This is a genomic window from uncultured Nitratireductor sp. (assembly GCF_913053745.1).
Lineage (GTDB): Bacteria > Pseudomonadota > Alphaproteobacteria > Rhizobiales > Rhizobiaceae > Nitratireductor.
Genome location: NZ_CAJXGF010000013.1, coordinates 16,429 through 36,262 on the forward strand (window position 1 = coordinate 16,429; position 19,834 = coordinate 36,262).

A 19,834-nucleotide genomic window follows, 5' to 3' on the forward strand; every position below is an offset into this window, starting at 1 on the left:
CAAGGACCCGGCACGGAGGCGCGATGGAATTGGGCCCAGCGTGAACTGCTTCACACATGTCCTGCCCGTTCGCACGTATGGCCATACCGTCCGAGGAAAACGCAATGGCGACGACCAAGTATTTCGATGGCGTGCGCGAGGCGCAGCGCAATCAGGGGCCGGTGGCCGACATGCCGCCATTCGATATCGAGCGGATTCGCGCGAAGGGCTGGCGCGCGAAGCTCACAAGCCGCCTTCTGGAGAATCCGCGCTGGGCGCTGGGGCTCCTGCGGCGCTTTCATCCCATTCTGAAAATCGGCGGTTTCGCCCTGGTCACGCGCAACGACGACGTTCGCGAGGTGCTGGAGCGTCAGGACGTCTTCCAAACACCTTACGGTCTTGAAATGACAGAGGTTGCGGGCGGAACCAATTTCATTCTCGGCATGCAGGACGGGCCCGATTACCGGCGCATGAAATCGACCGTTCTCAGCGCATTTCCGGTGGATGAGGTGGAGAATGTGGTGCGCCCGCTGGCGGCAAGGCATGCCGAGGCGATCATGCAGCGGGCCGCACCGCGTTTCGACGCCGTCGGCGACCTGTTGCGCATCGTGCCGGTGCGCATCTGCCGCGACTATTTCGGCATCGCGATCGACGACGAGGACGCCTTCTCTCACCGGGCCAACGCTTTAAGCGGGCTGTTCTTCGCCGATCCAGGAGCGAACCCCGTCGCGCGCGAGCTGGCGGTGGTGGCCGCGGACCGTATGAGGCACACGATCGACCGATCGATCGCGGCCGTGCGTGAGGGAACGATTCCGCGTACCACACCGCTTGGCCGGCTGGTCGACATGCTGGACGAGGACGATCCGCAAATCGCCTTGGGCGATGTTCACGCAATCATGCTCGGCATGATCGCAGGCTTTACACCGACCAATCTTCTCGCGAGCGGCAATTGCCTGGATGTCCTGCTTTCCAAGCCCGAAGCGCGCCGGGCACTGGAAGAGGCCATCGCGACCGGTGACGATGCGCGACTTGAACGTGCAATCCTAGAAACGATGCGCTTCAAGCCGATCTGGATCGGCCCGTTCCGTTATACCGCACGCGATGCGGTGATCGCCAAGGGCACGCGCCGCGAGCGAAAGATCAAGGCGGGTACATCGGTGATGCCGGCGACGCTCTCGGCCATGTTCGACCCGGCGGCGGTGCGTGAGCCGGAGCGTTTCGACATGGAACGGCCGGCGCGCGATTATCTGGTCTTCGGCCACGGCATTCATCAGTGCATCGGTGCGGCGATTGCCCGGATACAGATTGCGGAATGCTTTCGTGTCCTGTTCTCCAAACCGGGCTTGCGGCGCGCCGAAGGACGCGCGGGCCGCTTGACGCGGTTGGGAGCCTACCCGGAGAGCCTCGTTCTCTGTTTCGATCCCGCTCCGCTGTCCAAAACCGTCGAGCATGCCATGGTAACGGCGGTAATCGCCTGTGCGAAAGACGTCCCGAAGGACGCGCTTCGTGACAAGGTCGACGCGCTCGGCAATCCATCGGGCGAGGCGATGAAAACCGCGTTGGACGAGAGCGGCGTCATTCATTTCGCCAGCATCGCGATTATCGATGGACAAGAGGAGGATGGTGCGAAAGGCGCTTGCCATCTGGTCATCGAACTTTCGGGCGACGGCACGCGGGACGAGGTTGTGACTGCGTTTGCAAAAGCGGCCGAACCCGTGCTGCACGATCTTCTGCAGACCGCCTGCGGGCCCGGCGAACGGCGGTCCGCCGATACGCTAATTCGCCAGAACACGTTGGATATATCCCCCACTTTCGGCAGCAATGCTGGCCTAGTGTTCTCGGGAACGCCGGGCCACTCGGTCAGGCGCATCAGGGCGGAGGCCGAACTGGAAGAAGCGGCGCGGGCCGAAATCGCGGCAGCGCCAGAAGGGAGCGAAGCCGGAGAGATTCTCGACCGGGTGCGCAAAGTGCTGGCCAAGCAGGGGCGCTACGACTGGGCTTTCGAACCGGCCGACACGTTGCTGGAGAAGCCGGCCGGGACCCTCGCCAGTGCGGTCAAGCGCACATTGCGGGCACCGAAGGTTCTGGTCACGGTCTCCGTGACCCTGCTCATCTGTCTTGCCATCACCTACAGCCTGGTCTTCGGCTATGAAGCGGGATTCTTCCGCAACCTCTTGATCCTCGGCACCTCCATCGTGCTCACCCTGATCGGTGTGAGCATGCTTATCGCTTTCATCGGCTTGTTGCTGCTTTTGTATCTGCGGTATCTGGAGAAGCGCGACCTTCCAGGCGACGAGAGCGCGGAACTTGCCTTGCTCGACGAGATTTCCAGACGCGAAAACCATCTGGCGCAAAATCATCTGACCGCAGTCTCCATTCGCAAGACCGGATGGCTGCGCCGGCTGACACTCCGGCTCTCCTTCTATCTCATCTCAATCATGGCTCGGCAGGTTTTCCGACCGGGCTATCTGGCCGACATCAACACGATTCACTTCGCCCGCTGGGTGCTTCTGCCCAATACGAAGCAACTTGTTTTTCTGAGCAATTACGGCGGGAGCTGGGAAAGTTATCTGGAGGACTTCATCACGAAGGCCCATGCGGGACTTACCGGCGTTTGGAGCAACACGGTGGGCTTTCCAAAAACGCGGATGCTGTTCCGCGACGGAGCGACGGATGGCGACCGCTTCAAACGCTGGGCGCGAGCGCAGCAGGTGCCGACGCTGTTCTGGTACGCGGCCTATCCCGGCCTTACCACCGGCCGTATCCGGATCAATTCACTCATCCGCAGCGGGATCGCGAAAGCGGAAACCGAGAGCGAAGCGCGCGACTGGCTGCGGCTCTTCGGTTCACAGCCGCGCCCGCGCCGAACGATCGAAACCGATGAGATCCAATCGATTTTCTTCGGTCCTCTTGGCCCGCTCGCAAAGGCAGAAATGCTTGCGTTCCACATCCCGGCGGACCTGCCGCGCGCTGCGCGGCGGGAGTGGTTGGCGTTCGTGCTGAAACACACCAGTTTCGGCAATCAGCTTCCGCCCGAGCGGGCCATGATCACATTGCTTGGCGCCGATGGGTTGAGGCGGCTAGGCTTCAGCGACCATCCGGGCGGTGACGGTCTCGACGGTTTTCCGTCAGCTTTCCGACAGGGTATGGCAACGGACGCGCGCAGCCGCGTTCTCGACGATATCGGCAAGAGCGCACCGGAGCATTGGCTGTGGGGGTCGCAGCAGAAGCCGGTCGACATGGCCGTCCTCTGCTATGCCGCCAGCTATGAAATTCTCGATCCCGATATTCAGGCATTGCTGCATGCGGCGGACAAAACCGGGGTGAAACCGGTTGCGCAACTGCCACTGGAGATCAAGCGGGAGGGCAAGCAGGCCGTCGAGCATTTCGGTTTCGCCGACGGTGTCTCCCAGCCCGTGGTGCGTGGCACCCCGCGTGCCAACGGCCCCGTGGCTCCGATGCACCTGATCGCGCCCGGCGAGTTTGTGCTGGGCTACGAGGACGAGAACGGATTCTTTCCGCCGACGCCCACGGTGGCGGAAACGCAGGATAGCGAGGGCATCCTGCCGGCGTTGGAAACCGCTGCTGAAGGCCCAATTTTCGGTGGCAAAGCGACGCTGCGCGATTTCGGCCGCAATGGCAGCTTCATGGTGATCCGTCAGCTCGAACAGCATGTTTCGAGCTTCAACACCTATTGCCGGCACGCGGCGGAAGCCGCGCGGGTGGAGACCGGCAATTCCAAACTCGATGCCAAATGGATCGCGGCCAAGATGGTGGGGCGCTGGCATGACGGCACCTCGTTGGTGCGCAATCCCAATGGGCGCCCCGACCGCGCGCCGGACAACGATTTCGCCTTCGCCACGGAAGACCCGCAAGGGTTGCAGTGCCCGCTGGGCTCGCACGTGCGTCGTTCCAATCCACGAGATTCGCTTGGGGCCGATCCGGAAACCCAGCTCAAGATCAACAACCGCCATCGCATACTGCGCTGCGGTCGCACCTATAAGAGTGGCCAGGAAGCGGGCCTCCTCTTCATGTGTCTCAATGCCGATATCGAAAGGCAGTACGAATTCATGCAGCAGAGCTGGGTGTCATCGTCGTTCTTCCAGGGATTAACGGATGAGAAGGACCCAACCATCGGCGCCAATGAAGGCACAGGCAGCTTTTCCATTCCAATGAGCGAGGGGCGCCTGCTGCTGCGCGATTTGCCGAGTTTCGTGACGACGCGCGGTGGCGGCTATTTCTTCATGCCCAGCCGTTCGAGCCTGCGCTATCTGCTGTCCAGGCTGTGATCACTCGTCCTCAAGATGGACGACCTCTTCCAGACCGGACCTGGAGAGCAGCCGGATCGCCCCGCGTCTGATCGCAATAAGCCCTTCATTGCGCCAGGCATTCAGCATCTTGTTGACGGATTCCCGCGTCGCGCCCAAGAACGCGGCAAGCTCGGACTGCGATATTCTGATCCAGCCCGCCTCGTCGGCCATCCGCTCGCCCAGCAGCAGCAGGCGCTTGGCGAGCCGTGCTTCCACCTTGAGCAGGGCCTGGTCGCTTCGTTCGTTGCTGATCCAGCGAAGACGGGTGCACAACAGTTCGATCATTGCCAGAGCGAGAGGCGCATTCTCCGCGAGCTTGCGCATCAGTTGCGTGCGGCTCAGCGAAACCAGTTCGCAATCCGTCAGGCAGATGGCGCTGGCTGTGCGTACACCGCCGTCGAGCGCTCCGATTTCACCGATCAGGCTATGCGCCAGTTCGATATTGGCAACAAGCTTGCGGCCGCTGATGGAATAAGTGGAAATCTCGACTGTGCCAGAGATCACGCCGTAGATGCGATCGGCGGGATCCTCATGCATGAATAGATACGCGCCAGCCTTGTGTCGCTCCGGCCGGCAAGCGCCGAACAGGGTTTCGAAATGCTCTGCGTTCAGGTTTGCGGTCTCCCTCGAGGTCTTGCCTTGCGGTAGGTTCCGGGAGACGCGTGCGATGGTGTTTTCCAAGAGCTTCCACGCTGTCTGGATATTGCAACAATGAAATAATGATCGGCGCCGCCGCGCCCGTCAACGCGGAGCAGAATGGTGCTCGCCGTGACGCTTGCCTTTCCCGCTGCCGCGCTGCGGGCCTGGATGAGCCTATCCGGCATGGCTTCGCATGCCCCTCACGCAATGTCTGCACAGGCGCCGCCCCTCCAATGCTCCTGAAATTCGGTGATTTCCAATACCAGAATGCGGATTCTCGGTAATTTTGTTTCCAATGGCGATGCATGCTTGCGGGATTTGTTGCGCATTTCTTGCATCCTTTGGAAAATCTGCCCAAAAGCGTTTGACGTATACGGAATTTCGTTGCCAAATGCCGCCTCTCTCATCCTTTGGTTGGATGACAAGCAAGTAAAAAATGGGAGTGCGGGAAATGTTGAAATCCCTAGTTCGGCCGCTGCTTGCGGGCACAATTCTTGTCTCATCGGCGATGGCAGCCTCTGCCGTGACTTATGTGCGCGGGAATGACGGCGATCCGGAAACGCTGGATCAGCACAAGACATCGCTGGTCGCCGAAGCCCATCTGATGCGCGATCTTTACGAAGGCCTGGTCGTCTACGATGCCGGTGCGAAGATCATTCCCGGCGTGGCCGAGGAATGGAGCGTATCCGACGACGGCACCGTCTACACTTTCAACCTGCGCGACGACGCGAAATGGTCGAACGGCGATCCGGTCGTGGCTGAGGATTTCGTATTCTCCCTGCGCCGCATCATGATGCCAGATACGGGCGCGAAATACGCCAATATCCTATACCCCATCAAGAACGCCGAAGCGATCAACAAGGGCGAGATGGAGCCCGATCAAATGGGTGTCAAGGCGGTCGACGACCGTACGCTCGAAATCACGCTTGAGCAGCCGACACCGTTTTTCCTGGAGCTTCTGACGCACCAGACCGGTCTGCCGGTGAACCCGGGCGCGGTCGAGGAGCACGGCACGGATTTCGTCCAGCCGGAAAACATCGTTACCAACGGTGCTTACAAGCTTGTTTCCTTCACGCCCGGCGACAAGATCGTCATGGAGAAGAATGAGAATTTCCACGAGGCCGACAGCGTCCAGATCGACCGCATCGAATACATCCCTTTCGAGGACCGCGCCACCTGTGTGCGCCGCTTCGAAGCGGGCGAAGTGATGAGCTGTTCCGATCTGCCAACGGAGCAGATCAAGTCCATGAAGGAGCGCCTGGGCGATCAGGTTCGCATCTCCCCTTACCTGGGCACTTATTACTACGCGCTCAACATGAAGCGCGAAGCGATGTCGGATCCGAAGGTGCGCCAGGCGCTGTCCATGGTCATCGATCGCCAGTTCCTGGGTGACGAGATCTGGGCCGGTGCGATGCTGCCCGCCTATTCGCTGGTTCCGCCCGGCATTGGCAACTATGAAGGCGGTGGCTCCGAGGCCGACTGGGCAGAGATGTCTCTGCTCGATCGCGAGGACAAGGCCATCGAACTGATGGAAGAGGCCGGCTACGGCTCCGACAATCCGCTTACGGTGGAACTGGCCTACAACAATTCCGAGAACCACAAAAACACGGCGACCGCGATCGCCGACATGTGGAAGCCGCTCGGCGTCAATGTCGACTTCAACGTTCGCGACCTGTCCGCGCACTATGCGAATCTGCGCGACGAGAAGGATTTCGACGTGGCGCGCGCCGGCTGGATCGGCGACTATTCCGACCCGCAGAATTTCCTGTTCCTGGTCGAGAGCGACAATACCGGCTTCAACTACGCCCAGTATGAGAACCCGGAATACGATGCGCTGATGGACAAGGCCGCGGCCGAGTCCGACCTCGTCAAGCGCGCGGACATTCTGCGCGAAGCGGAGGCCATGTTCATGGCCGACATGCCGTATATTCCGCTTCTCTTCTACTCGTCTCTGTCTCTGGTGTCGCCCAAGCTCAATGGCTGGGAGGACAACATCCAGAACGTCCACGGGACGCGTTTCATGAGCATCAGCGAGTAACAACAGCGTTCGATCTTCCCGCCCGGCTCCATGTGGAGCCGGGCGGCATCGAACCGACATGAGAGTTGGTAGCGATGCTCGGTTATGCCGTGCGCCGTCTTCTCGGCGCAATTCCGACCCTGTTCCTGATCATTACTTTTGCCTTTTTCCTGATGCGGGTGGCGCCGGGCGGTCCCTTCGACCGCGAGCGCACGCTGGAAGCCAAGGTTCTGGAAAACCTGAACCGCGTTTTTCACCTCGATAAGCCGGTCTGGGAACAGTATTTCTATTATCTCGGCAACCTCGCCCGCGGCGACCTTGGGCCGAGTTTCATCTATCGCGACTTCTCCGTCCAGCAACTGCTCGGCAATGGCCTGCCCGTGTCCATTCAGCTGGGTGGACTGGCTCTGCTCGTCGCATTGCTGATCGGGTGCCTGCTCGGCACCGTCGCCGCACTGCGCCAGAACTCATGGGTCGACTATTCGGTCATTGCGGTCGCCACGTTCGGCATCACCGTGCCCAATTTCGTGGTCGCGCCGCTGCTGTCGCTGATCTTCGGCGTCTGGTTCAGCCTGTTGCCCGCTGGCGGTTGGAACAGTCCGGAATCCCTTGTGCTTCCGGTTATCACGCTGGCCTTGCCGCAGGTGGCCATCATCGCCCGACTGATACGCGGCTCCACAATCGAGGCTCTGCGGTCCGACCATGTTCGCACCGCACGCGCATACGGTCTGCCAACGCGCATGATCGTTGTGGTTCATGCATTGCGCGCGGCCTGCCTGCCGGTCATTTCCTATCTGGGGCCCGCCGCGGCGGCCCTTTTGACGGGCTCGGTCGTGGTGGAGACCATTTTCGGCCTGCCGGGCATCGGCCGTTACTTCGTTCAGGGTGCCTTGAACCGCGATTATACGCTGGTCATGGGCACCGTCATCATCATCGCCGTCTTCGTGGTGATCTTCAATCTCATTGTCGATCTCCTTTATGCGGCGCTGGACCCGAGAGTGCGCTATGACTGACATCGCCACCGGCCCTATGCCGCCAGAGGGCGAACTGCCGACCACCAAAAGCCGTTCGCTCTGGGAAACTGCGTTCATGCGGCTGCGCAAGAATCGCGCCGCCATGGTCAGCCTGTTCATCCTCATCATGTTCGTTTTCGCCGGCATTTTCGGACCGATGCTCGCGCCGCATCCTTACGCACGGGTCTATTCGGATTTCGTGAAAGTGCCGGCCAGCCTCGAAGCCTATCCGCGCCAGGCGGAGATCGTGCCGCTCGCCGAATCCGCGCTTTCACGGGCCCGGCTCGAGACCCAGTCGATCGAGCTCGATGGCAATACGCTGCGCATCCAGGCGAATTCCAGCCGCGAGATCGATCCGCGTGTGACGCGCTATCTCGACCGCTCGGACCTGTTTTCGAATGCCCGGATCGTCGAGCAGGGCAACGACAACAAGTCGATCGTCATGGAGGCGGACGTCCAGCGTCTGCGTTTCATATTCGGCACCGATGCGAACGGACGTGACCTGTTCGCGCGCGTGCTGATTTCGATCCGCATTTCGCTGATGATCGGCGCACTCGCCACCGGGGTGGCGTTGCTGATCGGCGTGATCTATGGCGCAACGGCCGGATTTCTGGGTGGGCGCATCGACAATGTGATGATGCGCATCGTCGATATACTCTACTCGTTGCCTTTCACGTTCTTCGCAATCCTGCTCGTGGTGTTCTTCGGGCGCAATGTCGTCTTGATGTTTATCGCCGTCGGTGCCGTCGAATGGCTGGACATGGCGCGCATCGTACGCGGCCAGACGATCGCGCTTCGACGGCGTGAGTTCGTGCAGGCGGCCGAGGCGCTGGGAGTCGGCTCCGGCGGAATCCTCAAGCGGCATATCATTCCCAACACGCTCGGCCCCGTCATCATCTACATGACGTTGCTAATCCCGAAGGTCATTCTACTGGAGAGCTTCCTATCCTTCCTCGGTCTCGGTGTGCAGGAGCCGCTTACCAGCCTCGGCGTACTGATCTCTGAGGGCGCGCGCAACATGCGCGGTGCAGCCTATATGCTCCTCTATCCTTCGCTGGCGCTGACGCTGCTGCTGTTTGCGCTCAACTTCCTCGGCGATGGCCTGCGCGATGCGCTCGATCCGAAGGACCGGTGAGATGAAGCAGCAGAATCAAGAGCCCATCTTCGACTTCCGCGACGTTCGCGTGACCTTCGACACACCCGACGGCACCGTCGAGGCGGTACGGGGCGTGGACATGCACATCAACGCCGGCGAGACGGTGGCTGTCGTGGGCGAATCCGGATCTGGCAAGAGCCAGATCATGATGGCGTCCATGGGGCTTCTGGCCGCCAACGGTTCCGTCTCCGGTTCCGTCACCTATCGCGGCCAGGAGCTCATCGGCCTCGCGCGATCGAAGCTCAACAAGATCCGCGGCGCCAAGATCACGATGATCTTCCAAGAACCCATGACTTCGCTCGATCCGCTATACACGGTCGAGCGGCAGATTTGTGAGCCGATCCGAGTGCATGGCGGGCTTTCGGCCTCGGCGGCCCGCAAGCGCGCGCTGGAACTGTTGAAACTCGTTCACATCCCCGATCCGGAACGGCGGATGAAGTCGTATCCGCACGAGATGTCCGGCGGTCAGCGTCAGCGCGTGATGATTGCAATGGCGCTCGCCAACGATCCGGATCTGCTGATCGCCGACGAACCCACGACGGCGCTCGATGTAACCATCCAGGCCGAAATCCTCGGCTTGCTGGCGGAGCTTCAGAAGAAGCTCGGCATGGCCATTCTTTTCATCACACACGACCTCGGCATTGTCGAGGCCTTCGCCGACCGGGTCTATGTGATGCAGAAGGGGCGCGTGGTGGAAACGGGCGAGACCGCCGATATCTTTCAGCGGGCCCAGAAGGACTACACGAAGATGTTGCTGGCGGCGGAACCGGAAGGCCACAAGCCGCCAGTCGGTGACGATCAACCGATCCTGCTCGACGCCAGGGATGTGTGCGTCACCTTCTCCATCAAGGGCGGGCTTCTTTCAGGCCCGGGTTATGAAATCAAGGCGGTGCAGAATGTCGGGCTGACGTTGCGTGCCGGTCAGACCATAGGCATTGTCGGGGAGTCGGGTTCCGGCAAGTCGACACTTGGTCGCGCGCTTCTGCAATTGCTTCCTTCCGAGGGGCGGGTGGTCTATCAGGGCACATCGATCCAGGGCTTCGATCGGGCGGCGATGCGTCCCTTCCGGCGCAACCTGCAAATGGTGTTTCAGGATCCCTACGGTTCGCTCAGCCCCCGCATGACGGTGGGCGAGATCATCACCGAGGGGCTGCTGGTCCACGAGCCTGGCCTGTCTGGCCGCGAACGCGACAAGCGGGCGATAGAGGCGTTGAAGGAGGTCGGGCTCGACCCGTCCATGCGCAACCGTTTCCCGCACGAATTTTCCGGCGGCCAGCGCCAGCGCATTGCCATCGCGCGCGCGGTGATCCTAAAGCCGACCGTAATCGTGCTCGACGAGCCGACCTCGGCGCTCGACCGCTCGGTGCAGAAGCAAATCATCACACTGCTGCGCCGCATCCAGAAGAGCCACAACCTGTCCTTCATCTTCATCAGCCACGATCTGGCCGTCGTGAAGGCGCTGTCCGACTACGCGATCGTCATGCGGTCCGGCAAGGTCGTTGAGGAGGGACCCACAGGGGAGGTCTTCGATAATCCACAGAGCGATTATACGAAGGATCTGATGGAGGCCGCCTTCAATCTCAGGGAAGTCCTGAGCCGTCAGGCAGCCGCGCGCGTCTAGTGTCAAACGGGTCCGTTTGCGGAATGCAGGCGGTTCGGCGCGGGTTTCGCGCGCGATTCATTGCAGCTGAACACAAAAAGTTTCGCGTGTTGTGGAACTTTGCTCCGCTCCCGCCGTTTCGATCAGGGAAACAATCGATTTGACAATCGATTGACTCTGCCGCGTGTCTGTTTCACGCTGGCCAAGTCGAACGACGACAGGGAGCTAAGGAGGGGCGTTTGAACGCACTCCAAATGATTGGCATGAACGAGGGAGCCACACCGGCACGGTGTGGTTATTTGCGTTCGCTCTGCCGACAGCGGGCGATTATCGCCCCGGATTTGGTGAGTGCTGCATCGTTCCCCCTGCTTCTTGGGCGCAGCAAGAAACGGCGTCGTAAATTCCCGGCAAAAGCACGTTTACGCGGAATCGCGACCGTGCCTGGCTGGTTTCCAGCCAGTTGAAGACGTTTGTGTAAGAACGTTCGCCCTCTGCCGCAAATCGGCAAAAGGGCGTTTACTTTTTTGCCTAACCAGTTTGTCAAAAGACCAGAGGAGAACAGAATGCGTTCCATCAAATCCCGCGTAATGGCCGGCCTTGCCAGCACCGCTATCGTGTTGGCCGGTGCCGTTGCCGCCCAGGCGGAAACCTGGAAATACGCCTTCGAAGAAGCGATGACGGACGTGCAGGGTGTTTATGCCCAGAAGTTCAAGGAAGAGATCGAGGCCAATTCGGACCACGAGATCCAGCTCTTCCCGTTCGGTACGCTCGGCGAATCCGCCGATATCATGGAGCAGGCACAGGCCGGCATTCTGCAGTTTGTCGATCAGTCGCCAGGCTTTACCGGTGCGCTTATTCCCGAAGCGCAGGTCTTCTTCGTGCCCTATCTCCTGCCGGCGAAATCCGAGGAGCTGGGCGAGTTCTTCCGCAACTCCAAGGCCATCAACGAAATGTTCCCGGAGCTTTACGCGGAGCAGGGGCTCGAGCTCTTGAAGATGTTCCCCGAGGGCGAAGTTGTGATGAACACCAAGGAGCCGGTGGAGAAACCCGCCGATCTCAACGAGGTGAAGTTCCGTGTCATGACCAACCCGCTTCTGGTGGAAAGCTACAAGGCATTCGGTGCGACGCCGACGCCGCTTCCCTGGGGCGAGGTCTATGGCGGTCTGCAGACCAATATTATTCAGGGCCAGGAAAACCCGCTTTTCTGGGTCGAGTCCACGAAGATGTACGAAGTGACCGGCGCCATCACGCTCACCGGCCACAACAACTTCACCACCGCCGTCATGGCCAACAAGGAGTTCTATGACGGGTTGGGCGAGGAAGACCAGCAGCTCATCCAGAGCGCGTCCGAAGCGGCATTCGAGCATATTCTCGAGTACCAGAAGGGACTGAGTGAAGACTCGCTGGCGAAGATCAAGGAAGCCAAGCCCGAGATGACCATCAGCGACCTGACCGAGGAACAGCGCGGACCCTTCAAGGAAGCCGCAGCCCAGGTCGAGGCGAAGTTCATCGAGATGACGGGCGATAGCGGCCAGAAGATCCTCGATCAGATGAAGGAAGACCTGAAGGCAGCGACACAGTAACTGCCCAACACAAAACAACGAACCCCGCGGCTTTTCCGGCCGCGGGGGCTTTGCCATCTCACTGAGGGGAACGAAGATGGGCAGTGCAGACGAAACCCCCGAACCGCCCAAGGACGCCTACAAGTCCACCTTGCCCGGCGCGCTCGGAATTTTCGACACCGTCATCAGCCGCATCGAATCGATCATGCTCGCGCTCGGCGTCATGCTCATGGCGATCAACACCATCGCCAATGTGGTCAGCCGCGCAATCGGCAGCACGATCTTTTTTTCCGAGGAGCTCAACCGCATCCTCATCATCCTGATTACATTCGCCGGTATCGGCTATGCGGCGCGTCACGGTCGCCATATCCGCATGTCGGCGCTTTACGATGCCCTGCCGTCGAAAACCCGCAAGGTGCTGATGATCGTGATCACGGTGATCACGTCCATCACCATGTTCGCACTGTGCTATTTCGCCATCGGCTACATCGGCGATGTGGCCAGGTCCGGCCGCGTGCTTCCGGCTATGCAGATCCCCGTCTACTGGATCTATCTCTGGGTTCCCATCGGCTTTTTCATAACGGGTGTGCAGTACACGCTCACCGCGGTGAAGAACGTCGTCCAGCGGGACATCTATCTCTCCACCCACGTGCTGGAGGGATATGACGAAGACGAAATCGAGATCTGAGCGGGACAAGCGACCATGACACTCAAAATCTCCACAATCATGATCGTGTTGCTGCTGTTCGGCTTCCCGATGATGATCCCGCTCATACTGGGCTCGGCCTATGGTTTCTACGGCCTGTTCGGCGGCTTCGACCGCATGGATTTCATGGTTCAGCAGATGCTGGCCGGGATCCGTCCGGCATCGCTGATTGCGGTGCCCATGTTCATCCTGGCGGCCGACATCATGACCCGCGGCCAGTCGGCCGACCGGCTAATCGACATGGTCATGAAGTTCATCGGTCACATCAAGGGCGGCCTCGCGGTTTCCACCGCGACCGCCTGCACGTTGTTCGGCGCCGTTTCCGGTTCGACCCAGGCCACGGTGGTGGCGGTGGGATCGCCGCTGCGCCCGCGCATGCTGAAGGCCGGTTACAACGATTCCTTCGTTCTCGCGCTTATCATCAATGCCAGCGATATCGCCTTCCTGATCCCGCCGTCCATCGGCATGATCATCTATGGCGTGGTCTCCAAAACCTCGATCGCCGAATTGTTCATCGCGGGTATCGGCCCGGGGCTTCTGCTTCTGGTTCTGTTCTCCGCCTATTGCATCATCTATGCCACGGTCAAAGGCGTGCCGACGGAGCCCAAAGCGCCGTGGAACGAACGGGTGGCTGCGGTGCGCGCGGCCATCTGGCCGTTGTTCTTCCCGGTGATCATCGTCGGCGGCATCTATGGCGGCATTGTCAGTCCGACAGAGGCGGCGGCCATCTGCGTTGCCTATGCACTGTTCCTGGAACTGGTCATCTTCCGTTCGCTCAGCCTTGGCGACATCTACAAGATTTCCAAGTCGACCGGCCTGATCACCGCGGTGGTGTTCATTCTCGTCGCCGCCGGCACGGCTTTTTCCTGGGTGATTTCCTTCGCGCAGATCCCGCAGGAGATTCTGGGCGCCATCGGCATCGACGAGATGGGGCCGAAGATGGTTCTTGCCGTGATTTCGGTCTCCTTCTTCATCGGCTGCATGTTCGTCGACCCGATTGTCGTGATACTGATCCTCGTGCCGATCTTCGCGCCGGTTGTCGATTCGGTGGGGCTCGACAAGGTACTCGTCGGCACCATCATCACATTGCAGGTGGCCATTGGATCTGCAACGCCGCCCTTCGGGTGTGACATCTTCACGGCCATCGCCATCTTCAAGCGACCGTATATGGATGTGATCCGCGGCATTCCGCCGTTTACGCTCATCCTGCTGGGCGTTTCCGCGGCGCTGATCTTCATTCCGCAGATCGCCCTGTTCCTGCCCAGCCTGGCATTCGATTAGGAGGAGCTCGATGTTCAAGAGGATACTCGTCCCCGTCGACGGCTCGGAAAACGCATTGAAGGCGCTCGAGATGGGCGTTCAGATGCAGAAAACCACCGGCGCCGAGCTGATGATGCTCACCGTGTTCCGCCATCACAGTCTTCTGGAGGCATCGATGTCGATGGTGAGGCCCGACGACCCCCAGAATCTCGACGACGCCATGCGCGAGCATGCCAAGGAGATTGCCGACGCGGCCAAGAAGGCGGCGTTGGAACTGGGAGCGGAAAGCCCTCGCGCTTTCGTCAAGAACGGCCAGCCGGCGCGCACGATCGTCAAGTTTGCCAAAGACCGCGAGGCGGACCTTATCGTTCTCGGCAGCCGTGGGTTGGGCGATCTGGAAGGGTATTTGCTGGGCAGCGTGTCGCACAAGGTCACGAGCCTGGCCGATTGCCCGGTCATGGTTGTGTAGACACACGCAGTTCCGCAAATGAAAAGGGCCGGATCCCATCAGCGGGTCCGGCCCTTATGCGTCGTGTTCCAAAAGCGATTCGGCGCTCTGTTCTGGCAGGGTCAAACCGGATCGGCTCCACCGATTGGCGGCGTGCCGGTGGGCCTGCGCCAGATATGCCCGATCCGCGTTCCAAGTGCGGCCAGTGCGTGTTTCAGAATCGTCGAACGGGCCTTGTCCGCCTGCCGCGCATAGCGCTGCAATTCAGGGCTGGAACCAACGCCCACAGTGTAGTGTGACATCAGAACCTCCTCGAGAGGGATTTGAAATGTAGAGAGTCTGCCGCGCTGTGCCACCGGTTTGGGGCCGGTCAACCCAACGCTACAGTTCCTATTTGGGGTATGCGGTCGTTTTACACAATAGAAATTATTCTTCTTGTTGTGTGCGTTTATGTTACACTGAATCATGCGCCAGCGTTTGCCCAATCTCAACGCCGTCAGGGCCTTCGATGCCGCTGCCCGGCATCAGAGCTTTTCGCGCGCCGCCGAAGAGCTCGGCGTCACGCATGCATCGGTCAGCCGCTACATCAAGAATCTCGAAACCGAGCTCGGCATGCCGCTGTTCGAGCGACGGCATCGGCAGGTGGCGCTCACGCCAGGCGGGGCACGCTATGCGGAGATCGTCGCCGATGCGCTGATGCTTATTTCTCTCGATACCGGCACGCGCGCGAGCCGCAACGCCAAGGGGCGGGTTGTGCTTGAATCCGACTCGGATCTGGCCGCACTGTGGCTCATGCCGTTGCTCACCGAAGAGGTGCTGGAAACGCTCGGCATCGAGCTAGAACTGCGCTCTTATCCTGAGCCACCGCGCACAATCGCGCCCGACACGGATCTGGCGCTCACCTGGGGGCGGCTCGACGTGCCGGGCTATTCGCGCGAGCCTTTTCTGGATTTCACGATCTTCCCCGTTTGCGCGCCGGAGCACGCCGGGCATGTGCGCAGCCATGGGCTGATCGCCAACAAGCTGATCTACGACCGTGGTGTGAATACGTGGGATGAGCTTTTGCGACGGCAGGGCACGACCCTCAGCGCCGCATCGGGCCATCTTATCTTTCACCGAACGCAGCTTTGCCTGGAAGCAGCGGCGCGTGGGCTCGGGGTGGCGCTTGGCGATGATGTCACGGCGGCGGCCATGTTGCGCGATGGCCGGTTGGTGCGCCCCTGCGGACCCTCCGTTGCCGGCCGCAACAGCTACTATTTGTCTTCAGTGTCGCGGGGACCGGTCAGTCCTTCGGCAATGGCCATGCGCACCTGGCTTCTCGAGAAGGCGAGCGAGCATGTGGGCTGGGCACAGGAGGCGGGCTATGCGCTGCCGAAGAGCCCTTAAGAACCCACTGCAGCAAGCGCACTCAGGGGATAAACTTATGATTCTAAGAAGCCCGGGGCTCTGCCGACCCCGGGCTTCTTCTCGACTGTCGCGCGCGGATGTGTGCCCGGCTGCCGTTCTTCAGGCCGCTTTATCCGCCAGCCGCTTTCTTATGCTGTCCACATCGGCGCGCGGCGTCGCGGCAAACAGCGTCCTGGTGTAATTGTGCTGCGGGTCTGAGAACACGGCGTCGCGTGTTCCATATTCCACGGCCTCGCCGAAATACATCACCATCACTTCGTCGGCGATATAGCGCACCACCGATAGGTCGTGGCTGATAAAGACATAGGTGAGGCTGAATTCCTCTTGCAGATCGGCCAGAATGTTCAGAACCTGGGCTTGCACCGAAAGGTCGAGTGCGGAGACCGGCTCGTCCAGAACCAACAGGCGCGGCCTGAGCATCAGTGCGCGCGCGATGGCGATGCGCTGACGTTGGCCGCCAGAGAACATGTGCGGATAGCGATTGAAGTGCTCCGCCTGCAGGCCGACCTTCAAGAGCATCTCCATGGCACGTTCGCGCCGTTCCTTGACGGGGACCTTCTCGTTGATGATCAAGGGTTCCATCAGCACGTCGCCGATCTTCTGGCGCGGGTTCAGCGAGCCGTAGGGATTCTGGAAGACGATCTGCACCTTGCGGCGCATCTCCGAATCGACGCCCTTACTGCCAATCTCCACCGGTTTGCCGTCGATCAGGAGTTCGCCCGAAGTCGGGGCGTCGATCATCGTCATGATGCGGGCCAGGGTGGATTTGCCACATCCCGATTCGCCGACGATGGCTAACGTCTTGCCCTTCTCGACCTTGAGGTCGATGCCCTTCAGGGCATTGATGGTGCGGCCCTTTCCAAAGAAACCGCCGCCTATGTGATAGTCGCGCGTGATGCCGCGCGTTTCCAGGACGATCTCGCTCATGGACGGGCTCCCGTCTGCGGGGTTTCATCGAACACGAAATCGGAGACGGTCGGCAGGCGGTCGCCTGTCGCATTCTCCGGCAGGGCCGAAAGCAGTGCTCTGGTGTAGGGATGCTGGGGTTTTTCGAAGAGGGAAAGCACATCGGCCTCCTCCATCTTCTTGCCCTTGTACTGCACGATCACGCGATCGGCCGTTTCCGCCACCACGCCCATGTCGTGGGTGATCATGATCATACCCATGTTCTTCTCGGCCTGGATCGACACCAGAAGATCGAGAATCTGTTTCTGGATCGTCACGTCGAGCGCGGTGGTCGGCTCGTCGGCGATCAGCAGTTTGGGATTGCAGGCTATTGCCATCGCGATCATCACGCGCTGGCACTGGCCGCCCGACATCTGATGCGGAAACGAGGCCAGCCGGTCACCCGCATTGGGCAGGCCCACCGCCTCGAAGAGTTCGACCGTCCGGTCACGCCGCTGGCGCGCCGAAAGGTCGGTGTGCATCTTGAGCGTTTCGTCGATCTGGAAGCCCACCGTGAAGCACGGATTGAGGCTGGCGATCGGCTCCTGGAAGATCATGGCAATGTCCTTGCCGACGATCTTGCGCCGTTCGGCGGGGGACAGGTTGAGAATATCGCGCCCCTGAAAGGTCATGGCGTCCGCCGTGACCTTGGCCGTCCAGGGCAGAAGCCCCATGACCGCCAACATCGACACGGATTTTCCCGAGCCCGATTCGCCGACGATGGCCAGCACCTCGCGCGCTTCGACGGATAGCGAAACGCCATCCACCGCACGCAGCGTGCCGCCCGCCGTCTCGAACTCGACGCTCAGATTGCGGATGTCGAGAAGAGCATCACTCATGTCACGACCTCTTCAGCTTGGGATCGAGCGCATCGCGAAGACCGTCGCCCATCAGGTTGATGGCCAGCACGGTGATCAGGATGGCGAGACCGGGGAAGGTGACGACCCACCAGGCGCGCAGGATGAACTCGCGCGCCTCGGCCAGCATCGTGCCCCATTCGGGCGTCGGCGGTTGCGCGCCCATGCCCAGGAAGCCGAGTGCCGCCGCATCGAGGATCGCCGTCGAGAAGGAGAGGGCCGCCTGCACGATCAGCGGCGCGGTGCAGTTCGGCAGGATGGTCTTGAACATCAGCCGGATGTTGCCCGCGCCGGCAACGCGTGCCGCGGTCACATAGTCGCGCCCCTTCTCGGACATCACCGCCGCGCGCGTCAGGCGCACATAGTGCGGCTGCTGGACGAGCGCGATGGCGATCATCGCGTTGACGAGGCCCGGCCCAAGAATGGCGACCAGAACCAGCGCCAGAAGCAGCGACGGGAAGGCAAGAATGATGTCCATCACGCGCATGATGACCGTGTCCACCGCGCCGCGGAAATAACCGGCGATGAGGCCGACCAGAATGCCCACGGAAACGGCGACCGATACCACCACCACGCCGATGAACAGCGAGAAGCGCGCTCCGTAGATCAGCCGCGAGAGCACGTCGCGGCCCACCGCGTCGGTGCCGAGAAGGAAGGACCAGTTGCCGCCTTCCTGCCAGACTGGAGGCAGCAGGAAAAAGCCACGGTTCTGCAGGCTGGGACTGTGCGGCGCGATCAGAGGCGCAAGAAGCGCGATTGCAACGATTGCGAGGAAAACATACAGGCCGATCACGGCGCCGCGGTTCTGGCTGAAATAATACCAGAACTCGGCAAGGCGGGCGCGCCGCGTGACCGCGATGACCGTGCCGCCTTCGAGACCGACGGCGGCGTTCGGATCTTTTGTGTTTGTCGAGGTCATGGTCAGTGCCTGATTCTCGGATTGATCAGACCGTAGAGAACGTCCACGATCAGGTTCACGATCATGATAATGGCCGCAATGAGCAGAAGGCCGCCCTGCACCACGGCATAATCGCGCTTGAACACGCTATCGACCATCCACTTTCCGATGCCCGGCCAGGAGAAGATCGTCTCAGTGAGGATGGCGCCCGCAAGCAGGACACCTACCTGCAGGCCGATCGTGGTCACCACGGGAATGAGTGCGTTGCGCAGTGCATGAAGGCCAATCACACGACGCGGCGGCAGGCCTTTGGAGCGCGCGGTGCGCACATAATCCTCGCCCAGCACTTCAAGCATGGCTGAACGTGTCTGACGGGCGATCACCGCAAGCGGGATCGTGGCCAGAACGATGGTTGGCAGAATGAGATGCGACAGCGCCGATTTGAACGCGCCCGCCTGACCCGAAAGAAGACTGTCGATCAGCATGAAACCCGTAACCGGCGGGAAGAAGTAGAGCAGCGAAATGCGGCCCGACACCGGTGTCCAGCCGAGAATGCCGGAGAAGAAGATGATAAGCAGCAGGCCCCACCAGAAGATCGGCATGGAATAGCCGACGAGAGCGGCGCCCATGACTGTCTGGTCGAGCCAGGAGCCGCGCCTGACGGCGGCGATCACCCCGAGCGGAACGCCGACGGCGATCGCCACGATGATGGCGCACAGCGACAGCTCGATCGTCGCCGGGAACAGCGTCAGAAACTCCTGAAGCACCGGCCGCTTGGTGACGATGGAGGTGCCGAAATCGCCCTGCAGCAAGTCCGTCATGTAGTTGAAATACTGCACGAAAAGCGGCTGATCGAAGCCGTAGAGCGCCTGGAGCTGCTGATAGCGCTCCTCGCTCATGCCGCGTTCGCCGGCCAAAAGCATGATCGGGTCGCCGGGCAGGAGGCGGATGAAGGAAAAGGCGACGATCGAGACCCCGATGAAGGTGGGGATCAACAGTGCCAGCCTGGAAATAAAGAATCGAAGCATCAATGCACG

At 60.7% G+C, this 19,834-nt stretch carries 16 protein-coding genes; 10 read left to right on the forward strand and 6 right to left on the reverse strand.

Annotation, left to right across the window (positions count from 1 at the left end; genetic code table 11):
* The first annotated feature begins 104 nt into the window (after positions 1-104).
* Positions 105-4,268, forward strand: coding sequence for a cytochrome P450 (locus QZ638_RS03790; RefSeq protein WP_295807058.1), 4,164 nt, complete (start codon positions 105-107; stop codon positions 4,266-4,268).
* Here QZ638_RS03790 and QZ638_RS03795 read toward each other — a convergent pair whose 3' ends face one another.
* A complete protein-coding gene (locus QZ638_RS03795; protein WP_366936195.1) occupies positions 4,269-4,970 on the reverse strand; it encodes a Crp/Fnr family transcriptional regulator in 702 nt (233 codons plus the stop codon).
* A 409-nt stretch (positions 4,971-5,379) separates the two neighbouring features.
* Between QZ638_RS03795 and QZ638_RS03800 the strand changes: the two genes are divergently transcribed.
* The 8 genes from QZ638_RS03800 (at position 5,380) to QZ638_RS03835 (ending at position 14,711) form a co-directional block, all read left to right on the forward strand.
* Positions 5,380-6,966, forward strand: a complete 1,587-nt coding sequence (locus tag QZ638_RS03800) for a peptide ABC transporter substrate-binding protein (RefSeq protein WP_295807060.1) — start codon at positions 5,380-5,382, stop codon at positions 6,964-6,966.
* A 74-nt stretch (positions 6,967-7,040) separates the two neighbouring features.
* Positions 7,041-7,958: an oligopeptide ABC transporter permease OppB gene (gene oppB, locus QZ638_RS03805; protein WP_295807063.1), complete on the forward strand. Its 918-nt coding sequence runs from the start codon at positions 7,041-7,043 to the stop codon at positions 7,956-7,958.
* Positions 7,951-9,093, forward strand: coding sequence for an ABC transporter permease (locus QZ638_RS03810; protein ID WP_295807066.1), 1,143 nt, complete (start codon positions 7,951-7,953; stop codon positions 9,091-9,093). The genes oppB and QZ638_RS03810 overlap by 8 nt, the downstream gene beginning before the upstream one ends.
* 1 nt (position 9,094) lies before the next feature.
* Complete coding sequence (locus QZ638_RS03815) at positions 9,095-10,735, forward strand: ABC transporter ATP-binding protein (protein ID WP_295807069.1); 1,641 nt, start codon at positions 9,095-9,097, stop codon at positions 10,733-10,735.
* Positions 10,736-11,277: 542 nt separating this feature from the next.
* Positions 11,278-12,297 carry a TRAP transporter substrate-binding protein DctP gene (gene dctP, locus QZ638_RS03820; RefSeq protein WP_295807071.1) on the forward strand — a complete coding sequence of 340 codons (1,020 nt, stop codon included), beginning with the start codon at positions 11,278-11,280 and terminating at the stop codon, positions 12,295-12,297.
* 76 nt (positions 12,298-12,373) lie between these two features.
* Positions 12,374-12,964, forward strand: a complete 591-nt coding sequence (locus tag QZ638_RS03825) for a TRAP transporter small permease (RefSeq protein ID WP_295807073.1) — start codon at positions 12,374-12,376, stop codon at positions 12,962-12,964.
* Between the two features lie 15 nt (positions 12,965-12,979).
* Positions 12,980-14,263, forward strand: coding sequence for a TRAP transporter large permease (locus tag QZ638_RS03830; protein ID WP_295807075.1), 1,284 nt, complete (start codon positions 12,980-12,982; stop codon positions 14,261-14,263).
* A gap of 10 nt (positions 14,264-14,273) precedes the next feature.
* Positions 14,274-14,711 (forward strand): universal stress protein, encoded by a 438-nt coding sequence (locus QZ638_RS03835; protein WP_295807076.1) that lies wholly within the window; start codon positions 14,274-14,276, stop codon positions 14,709-14,711.
* A gap of 101 nt (positions 14,712-14,812) precedes the next feature.
* Here QZ638_RS03835 and QZ638_RS03840 read toward each other — a convergent pair whose 3' ends face one another.
* Positions 14,813-14,992: a hypothetical protein gene (locus tag QZ638_RS03840; protein WP_295807077.1), complete on the reverse strand. Its 180-nt coding sequence runs from the start codon at positions 14,990-14,992 to the stop codon at positions 14,813-14,815.
* A gap of 163 nt (positions 14,993-15,155) precedes the next feature.
* Between QZ638_RS03840 and QZ638_RS03845 the strand changes: the two genes are divergently transcribed.
* On the forward strand, positions 15,156-16,076 hold the full coding sequence (locus QZ638_RS03845) for a LysR family transcriptional regulator (RefSeq protein WP_295807080.1): 921 nt from the start codon (positions 15,156-15,158) through the stop codon (positions 16,074-16,076).
* A gap of 120 nt (positions 16,077-16,196) precedes the next feature.
* Here the strand turns inward: QZ638_RS03845 and QZ638_RS03850 are convergent, their stop codons facing one another.
* The 4 genes from QZ638_RS03850 to QZ638_RS03865 are packed head-to-tail and all read right to left on the reverse strand — an operon-like array spanning position 16,197 to position 19,825.
* The gene (locus QZ638_RS03850; RefSeq protein ID WP_295807083.1) at positions 16,197-17,024 is read right to left on the reverse strand and encodes a dipeptide ABC transporter ATP-binding protein; all 828 of its coding nucleotides are present in this window, start codon (positions 17,022-17,024) and stop codon (positions 16,197-16,199) included.
* Positions 17,021-17,881, reverse strand: a complete 861-nt coding sequence (locus QZ638_RS03855; protein ID WP_295807086.1) for an ABC transporter ATP-binding protein — start codon at positions 17,879-17,881, stop codon at positions 17,021-17,023. Before QZ638_RS03855 ends, QZ638_RS03850 begins: the two co-directional genes overlap by 4 nt.
* Position 17,882: 1 nt before the next feature.
* Entirely contained in the window at positions 17,883-18,818 is a 936-nt protein-coding gene (locus tag QZ638_RS03860; protein ID WP_295807089.1) for an ABC transporter permease subunit, read from the reverse strand.
* Between the two features lie 2 nt (positions 18,819-18,820).
* Positions 18,821-19,825 carry an ABC transporter permease subunit gene (locus tag QZ638_RS03865; protein WP_295807094.1) on the reverse strand — a complete coding sequence of 335 codons (1,005 nt, stop codon included), beginning with the start codon at positions 19,823-19,825 and terminating at the stop codon, positions 18,821-18,823.
* Between the last annotated feature and the right edge of the window lie 9 nt (positions 19,826-19,834).

Coding starts and splice junctions, on each gene's coding strand:
- QZ638_RS03815 (WP_295807069.1), top strand. CDS start 9,095: ATGAAGCAGCAGAATCAAGAGCCCATCTTCGACTTCCGCGACGTTCGC.
- QZ638_RS03860 (WP_295807089.1), bottom strand. CDS start 18,818: ATGACCTCGACAAACACAAAAGATCCGAACGCCGCCGTCGGTCTCGAA.
- QZ638_RS03845 (WP_295807080.1), top strand. CDS start 15,156: ATGCGCCAGCGTTTGCCCAATCTCAACGCCGTCAGGGCCTTCGATGCC.
- QZ638_RS03810 (WP_295807066.1), top strand. CDS start 7,951: ATGACTGACATCGCCACCGGCCCTATGCCGCCAGAGGGCGAACTGCCG.
- oppB (WP_295807063.1), top strand. CDS start 7,041: ATGCTCGGTTATGCCGTGCGCCGTCTTCTCGGCGCAATTCCGACCCTG.
- dctP (WP_295807071.1), top strand. CDS start 11,278: ATGCGTTCCATCAAATCCCGCGTAATGGCCGGCCTTGCCAGCACCGCT.
- QZ638_RS03855 (WP_295807086.1), bottom strand. CDS start 17,881: ATGAGTGATGCTCTTCTCGACATCCGCAATCTGAGCGTCGAGTTCGAG.
- QZ638_RS03790 (WP_295807058.1), top strand. CDS start 105: ATGGCGACGACCAAGTATTTCGATGGCGTGCGCGAGGCGCAGCGCAAT.
- QZ638_RS03865 (WP_295807094.1), bottom strand. CDS start 19,825: ATGCTTCGATTCTTTATTTCCAGGCTGGCACTGTTGATCCCCACCTTC.
- QZ638_RS03840 (WP_295807077.1), bottom strand. CDS start 14,992: ATGTCACACTACACTGTGGGCGTTGGTTCCAGCCCTGAATTGCAGCGC.
- QZ638_RS03850 (WP_295807083.1), bottom strand. CDS start 17,024: ATGAGCGAGATCGTCCTGGAAACGCGCGGCATCACGCGCGACTATCAC.
- QZ638_RS03835 (WP_295807076.1), top strand. CDS start 14,274: ATGTTCAAGAGGATACTCGTCCCCGTCGACGGCTCGGAAAACGCATTG.
- QZ638_RS03800 (WP_295807060.1), top strand. CDS start 5,380: ATGTTGAAATCCCTAGTTCGGCCGCTGCTTGCGGGCACAATTCTTGTC.
- QZ638_RS03825 (WP_295807073.1), top strand. CDS start 12,374: ATGGGCAGTGCAGACGAAACCCCCGAACCGCCCAAGGACGCCTACAAG.
- QZ638_RS03830 (WP_295807075.1), top strand. CDS start 12,980: ATGACACTCAAAATCTCCACAATCATGATCGTGTTGCTGCTGTTCGGC.